Consider the following 19148-nt stretch of genomic DNA (forward strand, 5'->3'; position numbering starts at 1 on the left):
TGCTAACATTTTTCATTGTTGAGTAAGTAGTGTTAGGAGGAATGATGCTGATCATTTATGGCATTAAAAACTGCAATACCATGAAAAAAGCCATGGATTTTTTGCATGAAAAAGGCGTGGTATTTGATTTTTTTGACTATAAAAAATCCACCTTGTCTCAGGTGGATTTTGAGCAATTCATCACAATTTTTGGTGAAAAAGTTATTAATAAACAAGGTTTGACTTATCGTAAATTTGACAATCAAACCAAAGAAGTCTTAGCAAGTGATGATGGTGATGCCATCTATGACATCATCAAAAATAACCAAAGCGTGCTAAAAAGACCAATCCTACTTGGAAGCTTCAATGACAAGAAGGTGGCACTGATTGGTTTTGATAAAAATCAGTGGCGGCTGTTGATGTGAAAACCTTGATATCAGCCAAGGTTTATTTGATGCCAGAGCTGCCAAATCCACCTGATCCACGCTGACTGTCATCACTAAATTCATCAACGAGTTGAAATTCAGGGCGTGCGATGGGTACAATCATGTATTGAGCCATGCGTTCAGCGGGATGTATGATGAAGTCTGCATCACTTCTGTTCCAGATGGAAACCATGAGTTCGCCTTGATAATCAGCATCAATAAGCCCCACAAGATTGCCAAGGACAATGCCATGTTTATGCCCTAGCCCTGAGCGAGGTAGGATGATGCCTGCATAATTTGGGTCTTTGATATAAATGGCAAGTCCTGTACCAATCAGTTTGGTCTCACCTGCTTTGATCACCACGGATTCATCAATACATGCTCGCAAATCAATGCCTGCCGAACCATCGGTAGCACGAGTGGGCATGGGAAAATTGGGGTCTTTGCCGACTTTTGGATTTAGGATTTTGATTTGGACGGACAACATGTCAACACCTTTGTTAAAAATATCCCAAATTATAACCGATTTTGCTAAGCAATGTGATATTAAGGCAAAAAATTCATCACTTGAGAATAAAAAACGGTTTTATTGGCTACAGCCATGCTTAGAATCAGCATGGGCAATGAATGGCTAGAATCTTAGTAATCATCATAAAAATATGAGATGATGCTCTGTATTCGTCATTTTATTTTGTCTGTCGTTGATTTTTTGCGTTACAATACCTGACGATGATTGCTAATGTGTCAAATTTAGGTTGGTGAATGATGTTGTTAAAAGCGATTTTAATCATCTTTGCATGTTTATTCTTAGGGCAGGTGATTGTGATGGGGTTGAATTTAACTCTACCTGCCAGCGTGATCGGATTGTTATTGCTTTTTATGGCGTTGCACATGAGGTTGGTTAAATTGCAAACCATGGAGCAGCTGGCCAAAGTCATGTTGGATCATTTGGTGTTGCTGGTGATTCCTGCGTGCATTTCTGTCATGCAGTATTTGGATGTCATTGCTGATGATTTGTGGATACTGATTGTAGCAACAATACTTAGTACTTTCTTAGTGCTTATCACTACCGCCAAAAGTTATCATGGTCTAAGAAAGTTGCAAAAATTGCGAGCCAAACGAAAATGATGCAATTATCAATGATGACACAGTTGACAACTTTAAAAAACAGCCCGTTTTTGTTGCTTTTTGTGATGATTGGTGTGTTTGAGATGAGCGTGTGGTTAAGGCATAAGTTGCGACAGCCAGTGATCAATCCAACACTGATGACGACAATTGGGGTGATTGCTTTTTTGGAATTGTTCGACATCTCTTGGGAGAGTTTTGAGCGTGCCAGTGAGCATTTGAGTTTTTGGTTGCAGCCTGTGGTGGTATCTATGGCGGTGCCGTTGTATGTACAATGGCAAAAAATCCGATCACAATGGTTGCCAATCATCATGTCGCAACTCATTGGGTCGGTGGTGGGGATTGTCTCTGGTGTGTGCTTGGTGCAAATGATGGGTGGGAGTGTGCAAGCCGCTGTTGCAACATCTGCCAAATCTGTTACCATGCCGATTGCCATTGAAATCATGCGAGTGCTGGACGGCGTGGTGGGCATCAGTGCGGCAACTGTACTGATGGCAGGCGTTGTGGGGCAGGTGATGGGTGTGTCTGTGTTGCATTGGGTGCGTGTTCGTCGTGCGATGGCCTTGGGTCTGTCCTTGGGGACTGCTTCACATGCGTTGGGGACGGCAAGAGCGGTGCAGCTGGGTTCTCGCCATGTGGCTTATGCAACTTTAGGATTGATTTTAAATGGGGTGTTGACAGCATTTTTGGCACCCGTGCTTGTGCCTTGGTTGGTGCCATAGCTGATGACTCTTTTTCAACAAAAAAGCACCGCCTTGGCAGTGCTTTTTTTAAAAACCATTTAGTTCGGTAGTTTTTGCAGTGATGCAATTCTGTCATCAAGTGTGGGGTGGCTACGGAACAAATTTGCCATACTAAAACTTTGTGATTGACCGCTCGAGATTGCAAAAGCTTTCATGCTTTCAGGCATCTGGTCAGGGGCAGCATCACTTGGACGCAGGGCATTTAAAGCAGCAATCATGTTATCACGACCTGCCAACCTTGCCCCCATCTCATCGGCACGATATTCACGCAATCGAGAGAACCACATGACGATTGCACTGGCCAAAATGCCCAATAAAATGTCCATCACGATGCTGGTAACAAAATAACCGATACCAGGACTGTCGCTTTCATTGCGAAATACAGCTTTATCCACAAAGCTGCCGATGATGCGAGCAAAAAACATCACAAAGGCATTGACCACGCCTTGAATCAAGGCAAGTGTTACCATATCGCCATTTGCCACATGACCGATTTCATGTGCCAGTACCGCCTCAACCTCTTCGGCAGTCATGGTATGTAATAACCCTGTGGATACCGCAACCAGTGCTTGGTTCTTATTCCAGCCTGTGGCAAAGGCATTGGGTTGGGGATTGTCAAAAATGCCCACTTCTGGCATGCCAATGCCGACCATTTGGACTTGTTTGGCAACGGTATCAATAAGCCATTGTTCAGTGCCATTGCTGGGCGTTTCGATGACGACAGTACCTGTGGATTTTTTTGCCATCCATTTTGATAAAAATAATGAGATGATGGAGCCGATCATGCCATACAGCAGGCACATCACTGCAAGACTGATATAATTTAAGCCACCAGCACCATGAACACTGCCCAAGCCAAACACGCCAGAAAGAATGCTAAATACAATGCTAAATACGACCAAAACTGCTATGTTGGTTAATAAAAACAAGCCAATTCGCATCATGTATGATGGTTCCTTTTAAAATTGTTCATCAAAAATTGCAGCCAGCATAAAACACGACAATTGAGTTTTATGAGTAAATCTAATGATATTATAAAGATTATTATAAAAAATAAAAGTACCTGAACAATGCTTGCACAAAAAAACAACAATATCACCTTTGTTGATTGATGTGTATTTTTCCAGCCATTTGTGAAAGTATGGGTGTCTGTGGGGCATCATTGATCAGAGTGTTTGTTGGCATGATAACTGTACGAGTATTCATCGCCAGCTGAATATTGGGGCGATTAAGATTGGTATCATGCACATAGATGGTTTGATAGCGATTGTTGACTTTGCGAACATAGTTGCGTGTCTCACGAAATGGTGGAATGCCTCGGTGGCGACGCACATTGACATGACCTGCATTATAAGCAGCGATGATGTGATCTGTGTTAGAAAATTGCTGACCAAGCCATGCTAAGTATTTGACACCACCTTCGATGTTTTGGGCTGGGTCAAAAATATCTCGCACACCCATATCTTTTGCTGTGCTGGGCATCAGCTGCATCAAGCCTTTTGCGCCAGCTGGCGAGATGGCACGAGGATTGAAAGATGACTCTGTGTGAATAATGGCTTTGATGAGTGCAGGGTCAACACCATGACGGGTCGCTGACCTTAAAATCATTTCATCATAAGTACTGTTAATAATGGCATCGATGGCTTTTTCATAAGTGGCGATGGGTTTTTTTGCGTTACTAACAAGTGGGTTATCAAAGTCATCGTGTTCATTGCTTGCATGGATAAATTTTCCATCGCCACTGGCGTTTTGCATGATGGTTGTCAATAGTTTGCCATCAATGATTTGGGCAGCCATCGTTGAGGTTAATGCGGTGAGAAAAAATAAAGGCAAAAAAGTCGTTTTTTTCATAATTGTTTTGGTATTAAACCGTCATGATGCACATGACACTCTAAATATTTTGACAAAATTGATTTCATTATAGCATAAGATGGGCTGTTAAGTTTTTAGGTGATTTGTTGGTAATAAGTAACCATGAAGATTGCTTTGATGAAATCAGATGAGTGTTGAATAACACCTGCCCCCATGCTTAGACTGCGTCTGGTTAATTTTGGTTGTGTTAGGCTATAGATGAGTAAAAGCCACAACATGTGGCTTTTGAGGCAGGGTTGTTTGATTGGTAGTGATTAAAACGGTATTATTTGATCCATTCGTGGTGTTGACAGGTCAGTCATTGTGGGTATCTTGGCTTGATGTAACAGTGTTCGTATTGGGTTGAAGCTTTTACGGTGTTGTGGCAGTATGCCGTGCTGATGAATTGCTTGAATGTGGGCTTTGGTGGGGTAGCCTTTATGTCGATCAAGATGATATTCAGGGTGGTTCTTGGCAAGATTGTCTATGGCGGCATCTCGATGAACTTTGGCAAGGATACTGGCACATGCCACTGAGCTATGAAGTCCATCGCCTTTGATGAGTGTTTGAATGCCAAGTTGGTATGCGTCAAATGTGCATGCTAATATCGGTGTGGCATCGCCATCAATGATGATGGTGGTGTGTTCTGGGCTGAGGTTATTAAGGGTGATTAGATTTTCAATGGCAAGACGCATGCCAAGCAGTGTTGCTTGATGGATGTCAATGTCATCAATCACACAGGCTGGAACATCAACGATGGCATGGCTTTGACTGGTTTTTTTGATGGCGTGATATGCCAAAGTGCGTTTTTTTATGGAGAGTTTTTTACTGTCATTGATGATGGCAATCGGCGTGTCAGTCAAATCAATACAGTCAAATTCCCCTGTCATATCATCATCTAAAATCACAGCACTCACCGTCATGTGTCCGAATAATGCACCACGACCAACTTCGTCCACACCGATGGTGATGTGATTTGAGTGGATGTCATGGTTTTTATGAACCAAGATGGCACATTGGTCATCATAAATGTGTTGGCTGTGTATTTTCATGTATGCTTATCCTCGAAGAAATGTTCAAAATGAGTTAATGTGACATGGGCGGCATCGCATTGTTCTTGCTGTAATTGTGCGACGGTTTTAATGAGTTTTTGCTGTTGAGTTTTTGGGTGAGTCAGTATGTCTTGGGCGGTCTTTGCGATGTTACTGGCGGTAGCCTCTGCTTGGATGAGCTCTGGAACAATCGGCGCGTTTGCCTGTGAAGTGGCCAAAATATTCGGTAGAGCGACATGGGGTATTTTGATCAGTCGTTTGACGATTGCGTGGGTTAGAGGGTGGATTTTATAGACCACAATCATCGGTGATTGTAGTAGTAATGCTTCAAGTGTCGCTGTGCCACTGGCGAGTATGGTCAAAGTGGCAATTTGCATGGCATATTGACTGGCGGTATAAGATTCATCAAAATCGCTTGATGATTGCCAGTCTTTGGGCGTCATGATGTGTAGCACACTGATCAGCTGTGGTGTGTGCAATTCAATGAGTGATTCAACAAGTGGGCGATGCTCATCTTTTGCCAGTGGCAGCATGGCTGTTAAAGCATGATTGTGATTGAATAACTGTTCAAAGCTGGTTAGCAACATGGGTAAAATATTGCGGATTTCGCCCACCCTTGACCCTGCCATCAGGCATAGTGTGTCAGTACGCCGCTCAAAAGGCTTAGGGTGTAGAGATTTGATCAATGGATGACCGATGTAAGCGGCGGGGTGATGATGCTTGATATAGACGGGCAGCTCAAAGGGAAATAAACACAGTACGATGTTGGTGGCTTTTTTGATGGCGTGAATGCGATTCTCACGCCAAGCCCAAATGCTTGGACTGACCATCTGCACGCAAAACACCCCTTTAGGCTTTAATGCCTTTCCCAGTCTTAAATTAAAATCTGGTGCATCAATGCCAACAAAAATATCAATCTGCTGTTTTTCAAACTCAGCCAAAATCTTACGCTTGGCGGCCAATAAGTCAGGCAAATGCTTAATCACTTCCATGATTCCCATGACCGATAAGCGAGACATGTCAATGAGGGAGGTTAAGCCTTCTTGTGCCATCTTTTCACCGCCCACACCTACCCATTGTATGTTTGGATCGATGGCATTCATTTGACGCATGAAATCTGCACCCAAAGCATCGCCTGACACTTCTCCTGCGACCACACCAATGGTGAGAGATTGTTTTGACATGGGTTTTCCTTAGAGATGGTTGATGTATGAAATTTGCCTATATGTCATATTGATTGAATTGATGTGATGTTCTAACCAATGACTTTGTTGCGTTTGAGCAAGACAAGTACCGCACCATTGCCTCCGTCGTTAGCAGGAGCAGAAACAAATGCCATCACTTCAGGGATTTGGCGTAACCATCCATTGACACAGGTCTTGATGATGGCGTTACTGCCTTTGCCGTGCACGATTTTAATGACGGTTTCGCCGCTTTTAAGGGCATTGGCAATGATGGTTTGTACAGCAGTGCGAGCATCTTCAATGCTTGTGCCATGCAAATCAACCGCATCATACCAACGAAGCTTTCCTTGTTTGAGCTGTTCAAAGACTTTGTTTTGTAAGGTTGGTTGTTTATGACTTAAAAACGCTTCTGCCGACACAGGATTGAGTAAGGCTTGCATGTCAGATAGGGTCGCCCCTAGGATTTCTTCTCCGCCTTCGGCATTGGCACGACGAGACAGAGCGGTGGGGTCTTTGGGGTTGGTTTTTGTATCGTGATGGACGGTTTTTTCGTGTTTAAGAGGGGTAACGCCAGCCATTGCCTGCATGAACAATGCTTTATCTTCACCAATCGATTCGCTTGAGTGCTTGACTTGATGAGTAACTTGCTTTTTGGCGGATTGGGCATCTGACTGGGTCTTTGGTTTGTCTGTGGCTGCTTTAAGCTGGGCTTGGGCATCTTTTGAGAGTAGGTCTTTGAATGTTTTCATGTGTCATCTGCTTGGAGTGAGTGGGGATTATTTGTATTAACTGATCATCATATGACATCTGTCAGGCAACCACAATGAATTATAACAGAAAAAAATCATCATTTTGGTGATTTTGCCTCTTGGTTTGTGGATATCAAAAAGAGTGTATCACTGGGCATGTCCAAATATTTCATCACATGCGGTATGTTTTTATGATAAATCAGTGCTCTAAGCGGTGTTAAGACGACTTGGGAGTGTGATGAGGTGTTAAGCTTAGCATGCGTTAAAGTGCCGTGTTATCTTTTCGTGCTTAATATCCCGCTTACTACAATGACTCCAATGCCCAAAAGGCTTAGCCAGTCCAATCTTTCGCCAAACAGCCACACGCCAAACAAAATGGCAAATACCACCGTCATATAAGACAGTGTCGCTACGACAAATTTTTGTCCTACCTGATAAGCATAAGTCATGAACAGCTGTCCAAGTAAGGCAGAAATGCCGATGCCAATGATATAAGGCAGGCTTGACAAACTTATGGGCGTGAACCCAAAAAACAAAGCCAACGCCCCTGATATCAGTGTGGATAATAAAGAAAAATAAAAGACAATTCGCCAAGCAGGTTCGCCAAGTAAGCTTAATTCTCGCACTTGCAGATATGCATAACCACTAATCGCTCCGCTTAATAAGCCGATGATCATGGCAAAAATGTCGCCATCTTGACTGGGTTTGAGTAAAATCATCACGCCAAAAAAACCAAAAATGAGTGATGTCCAGTTGATAATGGAGGGCTTTTGTTTGAGTATGATGATGGACAGCAGACCTAAAAATATGGCAGAGGTGTTTTGCAGGGTGCTTGCGGTGGCAAGTGGCAAATGCAGCACGACATAAAAATTCATGATCAAAGCGATCGAACCAGCCAGCGATCGCCAAAAATGCTCCTTAGGATAGTTTGTGCGAAAATCCCTTCCTTTTATCCATGAAAAACCACCCAAGATGACAAAGGCGAATAACACACGCCAAAAGGTCATTTCGTAGGTATTCATGGCGAATTTTTGCCCAGAAAGCTTGATAAAAACAAGCATCAAAGCAAAGCCTAATGCAGCAATGACCATATAAAACGAGCCAAAGAATGAGCCTTGATTGGGATTGGTGGGGGCTGGATTTGACATGACTGGTGGGGCAAATGAGGTATTATAACATAAATATTCCGCCAAAGTCTTTATACATAACAATGTCAATTCTTAGGCAGTATTCGTGCTGATTTATGCTGGTAAGTTTGGGATGGACAAATGTGCCTTAAAATTAAAAATGGCGATGTTGACCGTCATGGCATGTTACCAATTGGGTTTTTATTCAGGTTTTAATAAAAAAAGAATGATTGCTCATTCTTTTTTTATTGTGTTGGTATCAACGGTTGGGCAGATGCTCTTTAACATCTTTGGCAAATTTGCGTAATACTTCTACAGTACTATCCCAATCCAAACAGCCATCTGTTACTGATTTGCCGTATTCTAATTGTGATAAATCAGCAGGAATGTTTTGGCGACCGCCCTTTAGGTGGCTTTCAATCATCAGGCCCATGATGGATTTATTGCCTTTTTGGATTTGGCTTGCGATGTTTTGGATGACCATTGGCTGTAAGTAGGGATCTTTGCCAGAATTGGCATGGCTGGCATCAACCATGATTTTGCCATTGGTGTTGCCCTTGGCAAGTTCGTGCTCGGCAGCAGCGATGGCTGTTTCATCATAGTTGGGTTGGTCATTACCTCCACGCAATACCACATGGGCGTATTGATTGCCTTTGGATTTGATGATAGATACTTGACCATCTGTGGACAATCCCAAAAAGCTATGACCAGATTTCACCGCTTGCATGGCATTGACCGCAACTTTCATTGAGCCATCAGTGCCATTTTTGAATCCGACAGGGCAAGACAGACCGCTTGACATCTCACGATGGGTTTGAGATTCGGTGGTGCGAGCACCAATCGCTGACCAGCTGATCAAATCTTGCATGTATTGTGGGGTGTTTGGATCAAGGGCTTCGGTGGCACAGGGCAGACCTTTTTCATTGAGTTCTAACAGTAATTTACGAGCCATGCCAAGCCCTTTTTTGATGTCAAAGCTGTCATTCATGTCTGGGTCGTTGATCAAGCCTTTCCAGCCTGTCGTGGTGCGTGGTTTTTCAAAATAAACACGCATGACGATGAATAGTTCATTTTTTAACTCTTCTGCCAAAACCTTTAACTTATCCGCATATTCATGAGCAGCACGAATGTCATGAATGGAACAGGGGCCGACCACAGCAAGGATTCTTTTGTCCTTACCGTCTAAGATATTTTCAATGACTTTGCGACCGTGCAATACGGTGCTAAAAGCTTGACTTGATAGTGGGTAGATGCGTTTTAATTCAGCGGGTGTAATGAGTGGCGTGATTTTCTCAATATTCACATCGTCAATTTCTGTATGGCGGGTTAAGAATGACATGAAGCTACCTTAAATAATCAGACATGGGTTGGCTTAGAATGTTATCAATAAAGTGATCAAACAGTAAAATAAGACACCTTTCATCACGCACGCCATTATGCACACAATTGTTTCATTTGACAAGTTCTTTTGTGATGAAAATTGCTTTTATTCTTGATGTGTTGGCAAGGTGTGCATGGGATGGATTGTTGGTAAATTTTGAGTAAATAATGTCGCTGTGGTATGATAGGTGGCATTCATGGATCATAAACCAGTTTTTAAGTAAGTAATGAGACATTGCAATATGACCACACCAACTTATGCCGAGATTCTATCCGTAGTTGCCGATGATTTTGCCATCATGGACAAGCAAGTCTTTGGGTCGCTCAACTCAAAAGTACGCCTTGTGATGCAGGTGTCCAAACATGTGATTGATGCTGGCGGTAAACGCATGCGACCTTTAATCACCTTATTGACAGCACGAATGCTAAAAGATGAGCAAAACAAGCAAGCCTTGGAGCTTGGGGCAATCACTGAGATGCTTCATACGGCAACACTGGTACATGATGATGTGATTGATGAATCTGGGCTTAGACGAGGTAAACCTACTGCGAATGCTACTTGGAATAATGCGACGGCGGTATTGGTGGGAGATTATTTGATTGCTCGTTCATTTAATTTGTTGGTTGGTTTTGGCAATATGCCATTGCTTAAAGTATTCTCTGATGGGACATGTGATATTGCTGAAGGTGAGGTGTTGCAATTACAGCATCAATACAACATTGAGACCACTGAAAGCGATTACAGACAAATCATTGATGGAAAGACTTCGCGCCTATTTATGATGGCAACCAAAGGGGCGGCGTTATTGCAAGGCAGGGAGGACTTACTTGATGTGCTTGGTGATTTTGGTTACCATTTTGGCAATGCCTTTCAAATGATTGATGATGTGCTTGATTTCTCTGGCGATCGTGAAACGATGGGTAAAAATCTTGGCGATGACTTGGCGGAAGGTAAGCCAACTTTGCCAATCATTAAGACCTTGGAGATCTTAAAAGATACTAATCCTAATGGTTATGACAAATTACGCATTGCCGTACAAACAGGCAATATCGATCATGTTGATGAACTCATCAAGCTGGTGCAATCTAGTGGAGCATTGGCATATTGTAAAGACTGTGCTCTGCAAGAAACTCGCTTGGCACAGCAAGCATTGGCAAATCTGCCTGATAACAGATACCGTCAAGCACTTTATCAGCTGACTGAACTTGCCAGCAGTCGTTTGATGTGAGCGTGCTGATAATTTTTGACAAAAAACAAATCATGGCTATAATATCGCAATATTTGTAACGAAACATTTCATAAAAACAAAGTTGTGATGAATAGCCATGAGTTTTTTAGTTCTTGCCATTGTTGCCAGTGTGTCGGTCGCCATATTTTTAAAATTGGCACGCAAGTGGCACATTCAAATCGCTCAAGCGATTTTGGTGAATTATCTCACCGCCATCATGTTGTGTTTTGTATTGTTAAAACCCAGTCTGACCGTAGGGATTCTTGAGCAAGGGGCTTGGATTTTCCTTGCGTTGGGTGTGTTATTGCCAAGTGTTTTTCTCATCATGTCAAAGGCGGTTGATTTGGTTGGTATTGCCAAATCCGATGTCGCCCAGCGTCTTTCGTTATTTTTACCAATTTTAGCATCTTTCACTCTGTTTGGTGAGAGTCTGACTCATGCTAAGGGCGTGGGAATCATCTTGGCTTTTGGTGCGATGATTGCCTTGACTTATAAACCTATTAATGATGAAAAAAACAGCCAAACCAAGATTGGCATCAAAACCACTGCTCTGATTTTAAGTGGGGTGTGGGTGGGATATGGCGTGATTGATGTCTTGTTTAAACAGATGTCAAAACTCGGCGGAGCTTTTGCCAACACATTGACCGTCAGCTTCATCTTGGCATTTGTGTTGTTGTTTGGTTATTTATTCATCACAAAAACACGCTGGCAAGCTAAAAGTTTGGTGAGTGGTGTGCTTTTGGGGGTATTAAACTTTGCCAATATCTTGTTTTATATCAAGGCTCACCAAGCCTTCAAGGACGATCCCACTTTGGTATTTGCAGGCATGAACATTGGTGTGATTTGTCTGGGGGCGGTAGTGGGATTGTTCTTTTTTAGAGAAAGGATTTCTAAAATCAATGGGCTTGGCATGATGCTGGGCGTGCTGTCGGTATGGTGCTTATTTTATCTGCCGTGATGAAAATGCCAATCGCAAGATTGGTATTTTTTTATTTTAGCACTTGTCTTGGGTATTTTAGGTCATGCATTGGTCTTCATTCATGGTGAACCAAAATTTTTGCCCAATTGGTTAAAATCCTTTATAATACTTGACCATTTATCATGATGACAAATAAGAACAATGAGCCAACTCAATCTCCGTCAACAAGAAGCTTTATCTCATGTGTCAGGACCTTTACTTGTGCTTGCTGGGGCAGGCTCGGGTAAGACTTCGGTCATCACTCAAAAAATCGCTCACTTAATCACCGATTGCCACATCCCTGCAGAAAGAATCATGGCAATGACCTTTACTAATAAGGCGGCGCGTGAAATGAAATCTCGTGTCTGCAAACTGCTATCAAATGACAAAACTCGTGGTTTGACGGTATCGACCTTTCATCAGTTTGGCTTGCAGTTTTTAAGATATGAATTGCCCAGCACCCCCTTAAAATCCAATTTTAGCATCATGGACTCAGATGATTCTAAAAGGCTACTCATGGAACTGATGGTGCGAGATAACATGAGTGGGGCGGAGAGTCGTGATTTGGTCGGTCGGGCGATGAAATACATTTCTGACTGGAAAAATGATTTGGTTTTGCCAGAGCATGCAGCGGCGACCTTGTCGGATCCTGAAGATATGATGTTTGCCCATCTGTATGGGCTTTATGAAAGAAATCTGCGTGCGTATAATGCGGTTGATTTTGATGATTTGATTGTGCTGCCTGTACGCATATTAAGACAAAACGAATTGGTGAGGGATAAGTGGCAACGACGCATTCGCTACTTGCTTGTTGATGAATATCAAGATACAAACACGGCTCAATATGAGTTGATCAAGCTGTTGGTCGGCGTGTCTGCTCGCTTTACGGTGGTGGGCGATGATGACCAATCCATCTATACATGGCGTGGTGCCAAGCCAGAAAATATGGCTTTGTTAAAGCAGGACTTCCCAAATCTTCATGTGGTCAAATTGGAACAAAACTATCGCTCCACTAACCGCATTTTAGGTGCGGCAAATACTGTGATTGCCAATAATCAGCATATTTTTGATAAGGCATTGTGGTCAGATAAAGGTGAGGGAGATCGCATTCGTGTGATTACTTGCCCGTCTGATTTTGATGAGGCGGAGCGTGCTGCTAAAGAAATCGTTGCTCATCGCATGCGTCATGGCAATCTTTGGGAGCAATATGCGGTATTGTATCGTTCAAACTTTCAGGCTCGTGCATTAGAAGCACAGCTTCGTCAATTGAATGTCCCTTACAAACTCTCTGGCGGCGTGTCTTTTTTTGCTCGTACTGAGATTAAAGATGTGATGAGTTATTTACGCATCATTTTAAATCCTGATGATGATGCGGCATTTTTACGAATCATTAATACACCAAAGCGTGGATTGGGTTCGGCAACCCTAGAAAAGTTGGGTTTGTTGGCACAAGAGTATGGCATCTCTTTGCTGTCAGCATGCCATCATGCAGGATTGAAATCGGCGGTTGGGACAAAAGTGAGCAATACTTTAATCTCTTTTGCTGATTTTATTGAGCATTATACGCGTGAATTGTACAACAATCCCGACCCCATGCCACTGGTTCGGCAGATGATTGTGGAGACAGGTTATATCGATTTTATTAAACAAGACAGTAAGACGCCACAACAAGAAAAAAATCGCTTGGATAATATTGAGTTGCTATATCAAAGCATCACCACCCTCATTGAGCGTGCTGAGGATGAAGATGATAAAACCATTGAAGCGGTGATACGCAAAATGATGTTGCTTGATATGCTAGAGCAGCAACAAGAAGAAGAAAACACCAATAAAGTCAATCTGATGACCTTACACGCTGCCAAAGGGCTGGAATTTGATTATGTGTATATTATCGGTGTGGAAGAAGAGATTTTGCCTCATCGTAATTCTTTGCTTGAAGAAAATATCGAAGAAGAGCGTCGCTTGATGTATGTGGGCATCACCAGAGCAAAGCTTGAACTGACTTTGATGCTGGCACAAAAACGCCGTGCTGGTAAAGATTTTAAACAGACGACGCCATCTCGTTTCTTAGATGAATTGCCGATCGAGCATGTCGATTATCCAGCCAGGCGTTCTGCACAACAAAACCCCAAGCAGACTGCCCAAGAATACTTGTCAAACATTCAAGCAATGCTGGCTGCTAAGCGCAAATAAGTGAGTTTGGCTGACATTGGATAACCGCCTGACCAAACCATGTGTTAAAATGGCAAAAACTAGACTTTGTTGATGGTTACGCATCAACAAAAAAAATATCGGAGAAAATTTTGCACGATTTTGATTATGCTGGACTAGAAGGCATTTTACAAAAGATCATGGCATTAAAAGAATTGCCAGAATCACAAGTACTCAAACACCTTGTTGATGAATTGCGTGTTGAAGATGGTGATGCTGATAAGGCAAATGCCAAGATGGATGAGCTGATCGCACTCATTGAAAAGCACCCTGAATATGGTTCAAGTTTGGCAGAGTTTGTCCTAAGATTGATTAACAAATACAACCAGGTAACACTATACACGGACACAGGAATTGCTTCGGATCATAGCTTTTCTTATAGCGTTAACCGCCTAATCAGTCATCGATTCTTACCTTTGCTGCCTGAAGAAGACTCGGTGGTGGAATTGGCGAGTTACTTGTTTAACCATCGTAGCGATTTGCGCTGGATGCGTTCTATTGATACGCAAAAGTGGGATAGGTTGATTGAGCTTATTCGTGTGGGCGAAGAAGGCTTGGCACTGGTAGCAACTGCCAAAAACAGTGTACTCAATGCCATTGTGATTTTATCCTATCGCATCAGTGGCATGGGCTTGCACCCTGAACTGATGGCATCGTATCCACAAATGCTGAATCATTCTGCTGCTTTTGTGGCCCAAAACCAAGAGGCGGTCTTATTCGTCAATCAGTATCGCAAAGCACATGAACTTGACTTAATGACGGATGTAACGCCTGAAGAAGACATCAGTCCTGCACCGCTTTTGGTCATGTTGGAGCAATGTCAGGACATTGTAACCAATGTGCGAAAACGCATTTATAAAACAGGCATTTCCATTCGTTTGACGAACATGCTGGTGAGACTAGAACAAAGTTTGCAGCGAATGCAGGTATTGATTGAACTTGTGGCAGACAACAAAAAAAGGCGTGATGAGGCTGTCGTTGAGTTGACGATGCAGATTGTCAGAACGGCAAAGACTCGTTATAGCTTTGGTCATTTGATTGAAAATAACACCAAGCTATTATCCAGAAAAGTTACCGAAAACGCCAGCCGTGTGGGAGAGCATTACATCAGCACTGATCGCACAGGCTATCGCAAAATGTATAAAAAAGCAGCCTTGGGTGGTTTTTTCATTGCATTTATGGCGACGATTAAAATTTTGGCGGCGTCATTGATATTAGCACCGATTGGCAAAGCCTTTGTTAATAGCATGATCTATGGCTTGGGTTTTGTGTTCATTCATATTGCAGGGGGTACTGTTGCCACCAAGCAGCCTGCCATGACCGCTGCCGCCATCGCATCCACCATCTCTGAAGGCTCGGGAAATAAAAAGACGCAGCAGATGACCAAGCTTTCTGAACTGATTGTGGACATTATGCGTACTCAGTTTGTGGCGATTTTGGGCAATATTTCCATCGCCATGCCTGTCGCACTCATCATCGCCTACGCTTGGCTGTATTTTACAGGCGTACCCATGATCGATGGTGCTAAGGCGGCTCATTTGTTGCATGAGCTTGATCCAATCCGTTCATTATCACTGCCACACGCAGCGATTGCAGGGGTGTTTTTATTTTTGTCAGGATTGATTGCTGGTTATTATGATAACTTGGCGGCTTACAATAAAATTGGTGAGCGTATCAGACGCCATCGCTTACTGTCTTATGTTCTGCCAAATACTTGGCAAGATAAATTAAGCAGTTTTGTCGAGGCAAATCTGGGTGCCATCATGGGTAACTTTATCTTTGGTTGTTTCTTGGGTAGTACAGCCACTGTTGGGTACATGCTTGGCTTGCCAATAGACATTCGACACATTGCGTTTGCGTCTGCCAATTTTGTGCATGGGTTGTTTTACTTATCACCGCAGGATTTAACTTGGTCGCTTGCGATGGTTTCTTTTGTGGGTGTGTTGCTGATTGGTGTGGTGAACTTGATGGTCAGTTTTTCTCTTGCTCTGATTGTGGCATTGCGTTCAAAAGAAGTGGAGTTTACTGAATGGAAAAAGTTGGCAGGCTTGGTCTGGCGACATTTTTTGGTCAATCCGTGGGATTTTTTGTTCCCAAGAAACGAGTCTGTCAAATATGCCAAAATCGATAGTGAAGGGCGAGTCATTTATGAAGATGCTGCCGATGATAAAGAATCTAGCAACCGTGTCCTACCTGATCATTATGTGGTGCGTCGCTTGGGGCGTAAGTCAAAAGACAAAGAGAAGAATCAGGCAGATGATGATAAAGATAAAGACATTCGTGAGGCGATTGCAGAGCATCATAATGAAGAAGGGTTGCAACAGGATGAAGGGCGAGTTGAAGAGAGTCATCATGCAACGCCATTGCCCAAGCCTAATAAGCCGCCAAAGCTACCAAAGTGAATCGGTTGTTAGTCGTTTTCTTTGAGTGATGTTGATTGGTGGTCAATAAATATTGGGCTGATTGGGGTTTTTTGATAAATTTTTTTGATGATGATGCTTGGCTATTAAAAAATACTTGCAAAATCTGAAAAATTTAGTAAAATATCCACCTATTCGGGGTGTAGCGCAGCTTGGTAGCGCACTTGCATGGGGTGCAAGGGGTCGCGAGTTCGAATCCCGCCACTCCGACCATTCAATAATCTAGGGTTGTCCACAATCGTGCGACAGCCCTTGATTTTTCTAGCTTTCTAGCCTTTTTGTTGTCCTACATAGTCCATGATAGACCATTGCAAGCCATGAATTTTGTTGGTATTATTGTTGGTATTATAGTTCACATTCTTTCAATACCAACAAATTTCATCTAAAGGCTTATCCATCATGGCTTTAACAGATACCGCAATTAAAAAGCTAAAACCATCAGATAAATGCTTACAGACCAAGCAACCTGATAAATATAGCGATATGAACGGCTTGCAATTATGGGTTAGATATACAGGTGCTAAGTCGTGGGTCATTGCTTATCGTTATCAAGGCAAGCAGGTTAATCAATCCCTTGGGCAATACCCACAAATCACCCTAGCACAAGCAAGGGAGCGATTGGCGGAAGTCAAAGCCCAGCTTGCACAAGGCATAGACCCTAAAGAACACGCCAAACAAGCCAAACAACAGCAGAATGACAACCGTTTTGATGTGTTCGCCCAAAAGTGGCTAGAACATCACGAGACACGCACCAAGCCCCACACATTCAAACGGGATAAGAGTGCCTACCATAACCACATTCAGCCTGTTATTGGCAACAAGGACATTTACGCCTTGCGATTGCCCGACATTATGGCGGTGCATGACCGCTTAGCAGTCGCAGGTAAGACCAGCACCGCCCATAGAGTGATTGGCTGGATAACTGCCATCTATGATTATGCCATTGAAAAAGGCTTGGCAGAAAATCTATACAATCCCATTCCAAGAGGTATCGGTAAAAGCCTATGCGAACACAAAACCAAGCATTATCCACGCATTAAGATAACCGAACTTCCCCAGCTACTTGCAGACATTGACGATAGCAACAGTGAACCATTGACCAAATACGGCTTTTATGTGATGTGTTATACCTTTGTTCGCACCAAAGAGCTTAGGGGCATGAGATGGGCTGAGTTGGACTTTGAACACAACCTGTGGCACATTCCAGCTGACCGCATGAAAAACGGCTTACCGCACATTGTGCCACTTGCACCACAAGTGGTAAAAATTTTAAAAGATATTCAAGCCATGAAGCTACATGATGAATTTGTATTTTGCAGTAATCGCAGTCGCAAAGCTGAAACGCTATCAGAAAACGCCTTTACCAAAGCACTAAAAACAATGGGCTATCAAGGGCGAATGACGGGGCACGGCTTTCGTGGCTTGGCAAGTACGAGCCTATACGAAATGCAATACCCACCACAAGCCATAGAATTGCAGTTATCGCATGTACAGGGTAATAAGACAGTAAGGGCGTACAATGAAGCCAACCTACTGCCAGCACGCGCAAGAATGATGAGTGAATGGGCAAATATCGTTGATGAAATTAAACACGGCAATTTTGACAGCTACAAAAACAAACGCATGACTGACCAGAGCGAGCAGGCATTTATCAGCTTTTTAAAAGCCCTAAGATATAAAGACCATGAAATCATTGATGAAGTGGCGATACACAGAATGGAAATGACGGAATTAATGCAATGAGTGAATTTATCGAAGTGATAGACGCTTTGAAAGAACTAAACGAATTACTAAAACAAAAACAATCGCCACGACCATTAAAATTTTGGTTATTGGATTATGATGTATTGGAATTGCCCTTGTATGTATCATACGACAAAGGCGAACAAATTGAGCTGGCAAGCGAAAAAGAAAAACAATCGCACAATAAAAATATCCTTTATCAATTACGCCCTAGTATTTTGTTTGGAAAAGTTATAGATAAATCGGGCATTATAAATTTACTGACCTTTCGAACGGCAAGCATATTTACAGAATCGCCACGCCATTACTGGACATTTGACGATTTTTATAGCAATCCAATTTTTAAAGCACTTGAATCCAATCAACAACTACAAGATGAATTGGAGCAAGCAAAAGCACGCATAGCAGAGCTTGAAAATCAATCAGGCAATAAAGAACTACCCACAAGAACCGCCAACAACGCTAGTAAAATCATTTTGGCAATGGCGGAGTGTTTGGGGTGGGATTTATCCAAACCATTTGCAGATGAAACCAATGGAAAAATAAGAGAAATCTTAGAAAAGCAAGGTAATGTATTAAGCAAAGACACCGTAGGGAAATGGTTAAAACAAGCCTATGACATAGGAAAATAGCCTTATTATTCTAGTTAGAACCTAGTTAGAGTTTTGATATTCTAACTAGGTTTTTTGCTTTTCTTACACCCCCTACAATACGCCCTAAATCCACCACAGTTTAGGAGCGTATATTATGAACCAAGACAACCCAACCAACCTACCCAAAGACGGCATGAGCCGCCTGACCCAACTTTTGCCATTTTTACCCATTGGTAAATCTACCGTATGGAAATGGGTAAAAGATGGCAAATTCCCCCAGCCAATCAAACTATCCCCAACAGTTACCGTATGGCGAAACAGCGACATTCACCAATGGTTGAATGAATACAGTGCATAAAAAAGCCCCACACATGGCAGG

At 42.7% G+C, this 19148-nt stretch carries 18 protein-coding genes and 1 tRNA gene; 11 read left to right on the forward strand and 8 right to left on the reverse strand.

Annotated elements, in window-relative coordinates:
* The first annotated feature begins 41 nt into the window (after positions 1–41).
* Entirely contained in the window at positions 42–404 is a 363-nt protein-coding gene (locus M2R47_RS05215; RefSeq protein WP_249099922.1) for an arsenate reductase family protein, read from the forward strand.
* A 22-nt stretch (positions 405–426) separates the two neighbouring features.
* Here the strand turns inward: M2R47_RS05215 and dut are convergent, their stop codons facing one another.
* The gene (dut, locus tag M2R47_RS05220; protein ID WP_249099925.1) at positions 427–891 is read right to left on the reverse strand and encodes a dUTP diphosphatase; all 465 of its coding nucleotides are present in this window, start codon (positions 889–891) and stop codon (positions 427–429) included.
* A 275-nt stretch (positions 892–1166) separates the two neighbouring features.
* Between dut and M2R47_RS05225 the strand changes: the two genes are divergently transcribed.
* Complete coding sequence (locus M2R47_RS05225; RefSeq protein WP_249099928.1) at positions 1167–1532, forward strand: CidA/LrgA family protein; 366 nt, start codon at positions 1167–1169, stop codon at positions 1530–1532.
* Between the two features lie 11 nt (positions 1533–1543).
* On the forward strand, positions 1544–2251 hold the full coding sequence (locus M2R47_RS05230; RefSeq protein WP_249099932.1) for an LrgB family protein: 708 nt from the start codon (positions 1544–1546) through the stop codon (positions 2249–2251).
* Positions 2252–2310: 59 nt separating this feature from the next.
* Here the strand turns inward: M2R47_RS05230 and htpX are convergent, their stop codons facing one another.
* The 7 genes from htpX to M2R47_RS05265 all read right to left on the reverse strand — a co-directional run bounded on the left by htpX (position 2311) and on the right by M2R47_RS05265 (position 9574).
* On the reverse strand, positions 2311–3216 hold the full coding sequence (gene htpX, locus M2R47_RS05235; protein WP_249099936.1) for a protease HtpX: 906 nt from the start codon (positions 3214–3216) through the stop codon (positions 2311–2313).
* A gap of 151 nt (positions 3217–3367) precedes the next feature.
* Positions 3368–4123 carry a lytic transglycosylase domain-containing protein gene (locus M2R47_RS05240; RefSeq protein WP_249099938.1) on the reverse strand — a complete coding sequence of 252 codons (756 nt, stop codon included), beginning with the start codon at positions 4121–4123 and terminating at the stop codon, positions 3368–3370.
* A 275-nt stretch (positions 4124–4398) separates the two neighbouring features.
* Positions 4399–5175: a ribonuclease HII gene (locus M2R47_RS05245; RefSeq protein ID WP_249099940.1), complete on the reverse strand. Its 777-nt coding sequence runs from the start codon at positions 5173–5175 to the stop codon at positions 4399–4401.
* The gene (lpxB, locus tag M2R47_RS05250) at positions 5172–6359 is read right to left on the reverse strand and encodes a lipid-A-disaccharide synthase (protein WP_249099944.1); all 1188 of its coding nucleotides are present in this window, start codon (positions 6357–6359) and stop codon (positions 5172–5174) included. The genes M2R47_RS05245 and lpxB overlap by 4 nt, the downstream gene beginning before the upstream one ends.
* A 71-nt stretch (positions 6360–6430) precedes the next feature.
* On the reverse strand, positions 6431–7108 hold the full coding sequence (locus tag M2R47_RS05255) for a Smr/MutS family protein (RefSeq protein WP_249099947.1): 678 nt from the start codon (positions 7106–7108) through the stop codon (positions 6431–6433).
* 275 nt (positions 7109–7383) lie between these two features.
* Positions 7384–8256: a DMT family transporter gene (locus M2R47_RS05260; RefSeq protein WP_249099950.1), complete on the reverse strand. Its 873-nt coding sequence runs from the start codon at positions 8254–8256 to the stop codon at positions 7384–7386.
* Between the two features lie 238 nt (positions 8257–8494).
* Positions 8495–9574, reverse strand: a complete 1080-nt coding sequence (locus M2R47_RS05265; RefSeq protein ID WP_249099953.1) for a 3-deoxy-7-phosphoheptulonate synthase — start codon at positions 9572–9574, stop codon at positions 8495–8497.
* 283 nt (positions 9575–9857) lie between these two features.
* Between M2R47_RS05265 and M2R47_RS05270 the strand changes: the two genes are divergently transcribed.
* The 8 genes from M2R47_RS05270 to M2R47_RS05305 all read left to right on the forward strand — a co-directional run bounded on the left by M2R47_RS05270 (position 9858) and on the right by M2R47_RS05305 (position 19127).
* Positions 9858–10844, forward strand: a complete 987-nt coding sequence (locus tag M2R47_RS05270) for a polyprenyl synthetase family protein (RefSeq protein WP_249099956.1) — start codon at positions 9858–9860, stop codon at positions 10842–10844.
* 97 nt (positions 10845–10941) lie between these two features.
* A complete protein-coding gene (locus tag M2R47_RS05275) occupies positions 10942–11802 on the forward strand; it encodes an EamA/RhaT family transporter (RefSeq protein ID WP_249099960.1) in 861 nt (286 codons plus the stop codon).
* A 153-nt stretch (positions 11803–11955) separates the two neighbouring features.
* On the forward strand, positions 11956–13995 hold the full coding sequence (locus M2R47_RS05280; protein ID WP_249100052.1) for a UvrD-helicase domain-containing protein: 2040 nt from the start codon (positions 11956–11958) through the stop codon (positions 13993–13995).
* 158 nt (positions 13996–14153) lie between these two features.
* Complete coding sequence (locus M2R47_RS05285) at positions 14154–16415, forward strand: site-specific recombinase (RefSeq protein WP_249100054.1); 2262 nt, start codon at positions 14154–14156, stop codon at positions 16413–16415.
* Between the two features lie 154 nt (positions 16416–16569).
* Positions 16570–16646, forward strand: a tRNA-Pro gene (locus M2R47_RS05290).
* Positions 16647–16832: 186 nt separating this feature from the next.
* The gene (locus M2R47_RS05295) at positions 16833–18176 is read left to right on the forward strand and encodes a tyrosine-type recombinase/integrase (RefSeq protein WP_249099965.1); all 1344 of its coding nucleotides are present in this window, start codon (positions 16833–16835) and stop codon (positions 18174–18176) included.
* Positions 18173–18808 (forward strand): hypothetical protein, encoded by a 636-nt coding sequence (locus M2R47_RS05300; protein WP_249099968.1) that lies wholly within the window; start codon positions 18173–18175, stop codon positions 18806–18808. The genes M2R47_RS05295 and M2R47_RS05300 overlap by 4 nt, the downstream gene beginning before the upstream one ends.
* 115 nt (positions 18809–18923) lie before the next feature.
* Positions 18924–19127 carry a helix-turn-helix transcriptional regulator gene (locus M2R47_RS05305; protein ID WP_249099971.1) on the forward strand — a complete coding sequence of 68 codons (204 nt, stop codon included), beginning with the start codon at positions 18924–18926 and terminating at the stop codon, positions 19125–19127.
* The last annotated feature ends 21 nt before the right edge of the window (positions 19128–19148 follow it).

It is taken from the genome of Moraxella oculi (assembly GCF_023336735.1).
Classification (GTDB): domain Bacteria; phylum Pseudomonadota; class Gammaproteobacteria; order Pseudomonadales; family Moraxellaceae; genus Moraxella; species Moraxella oculi.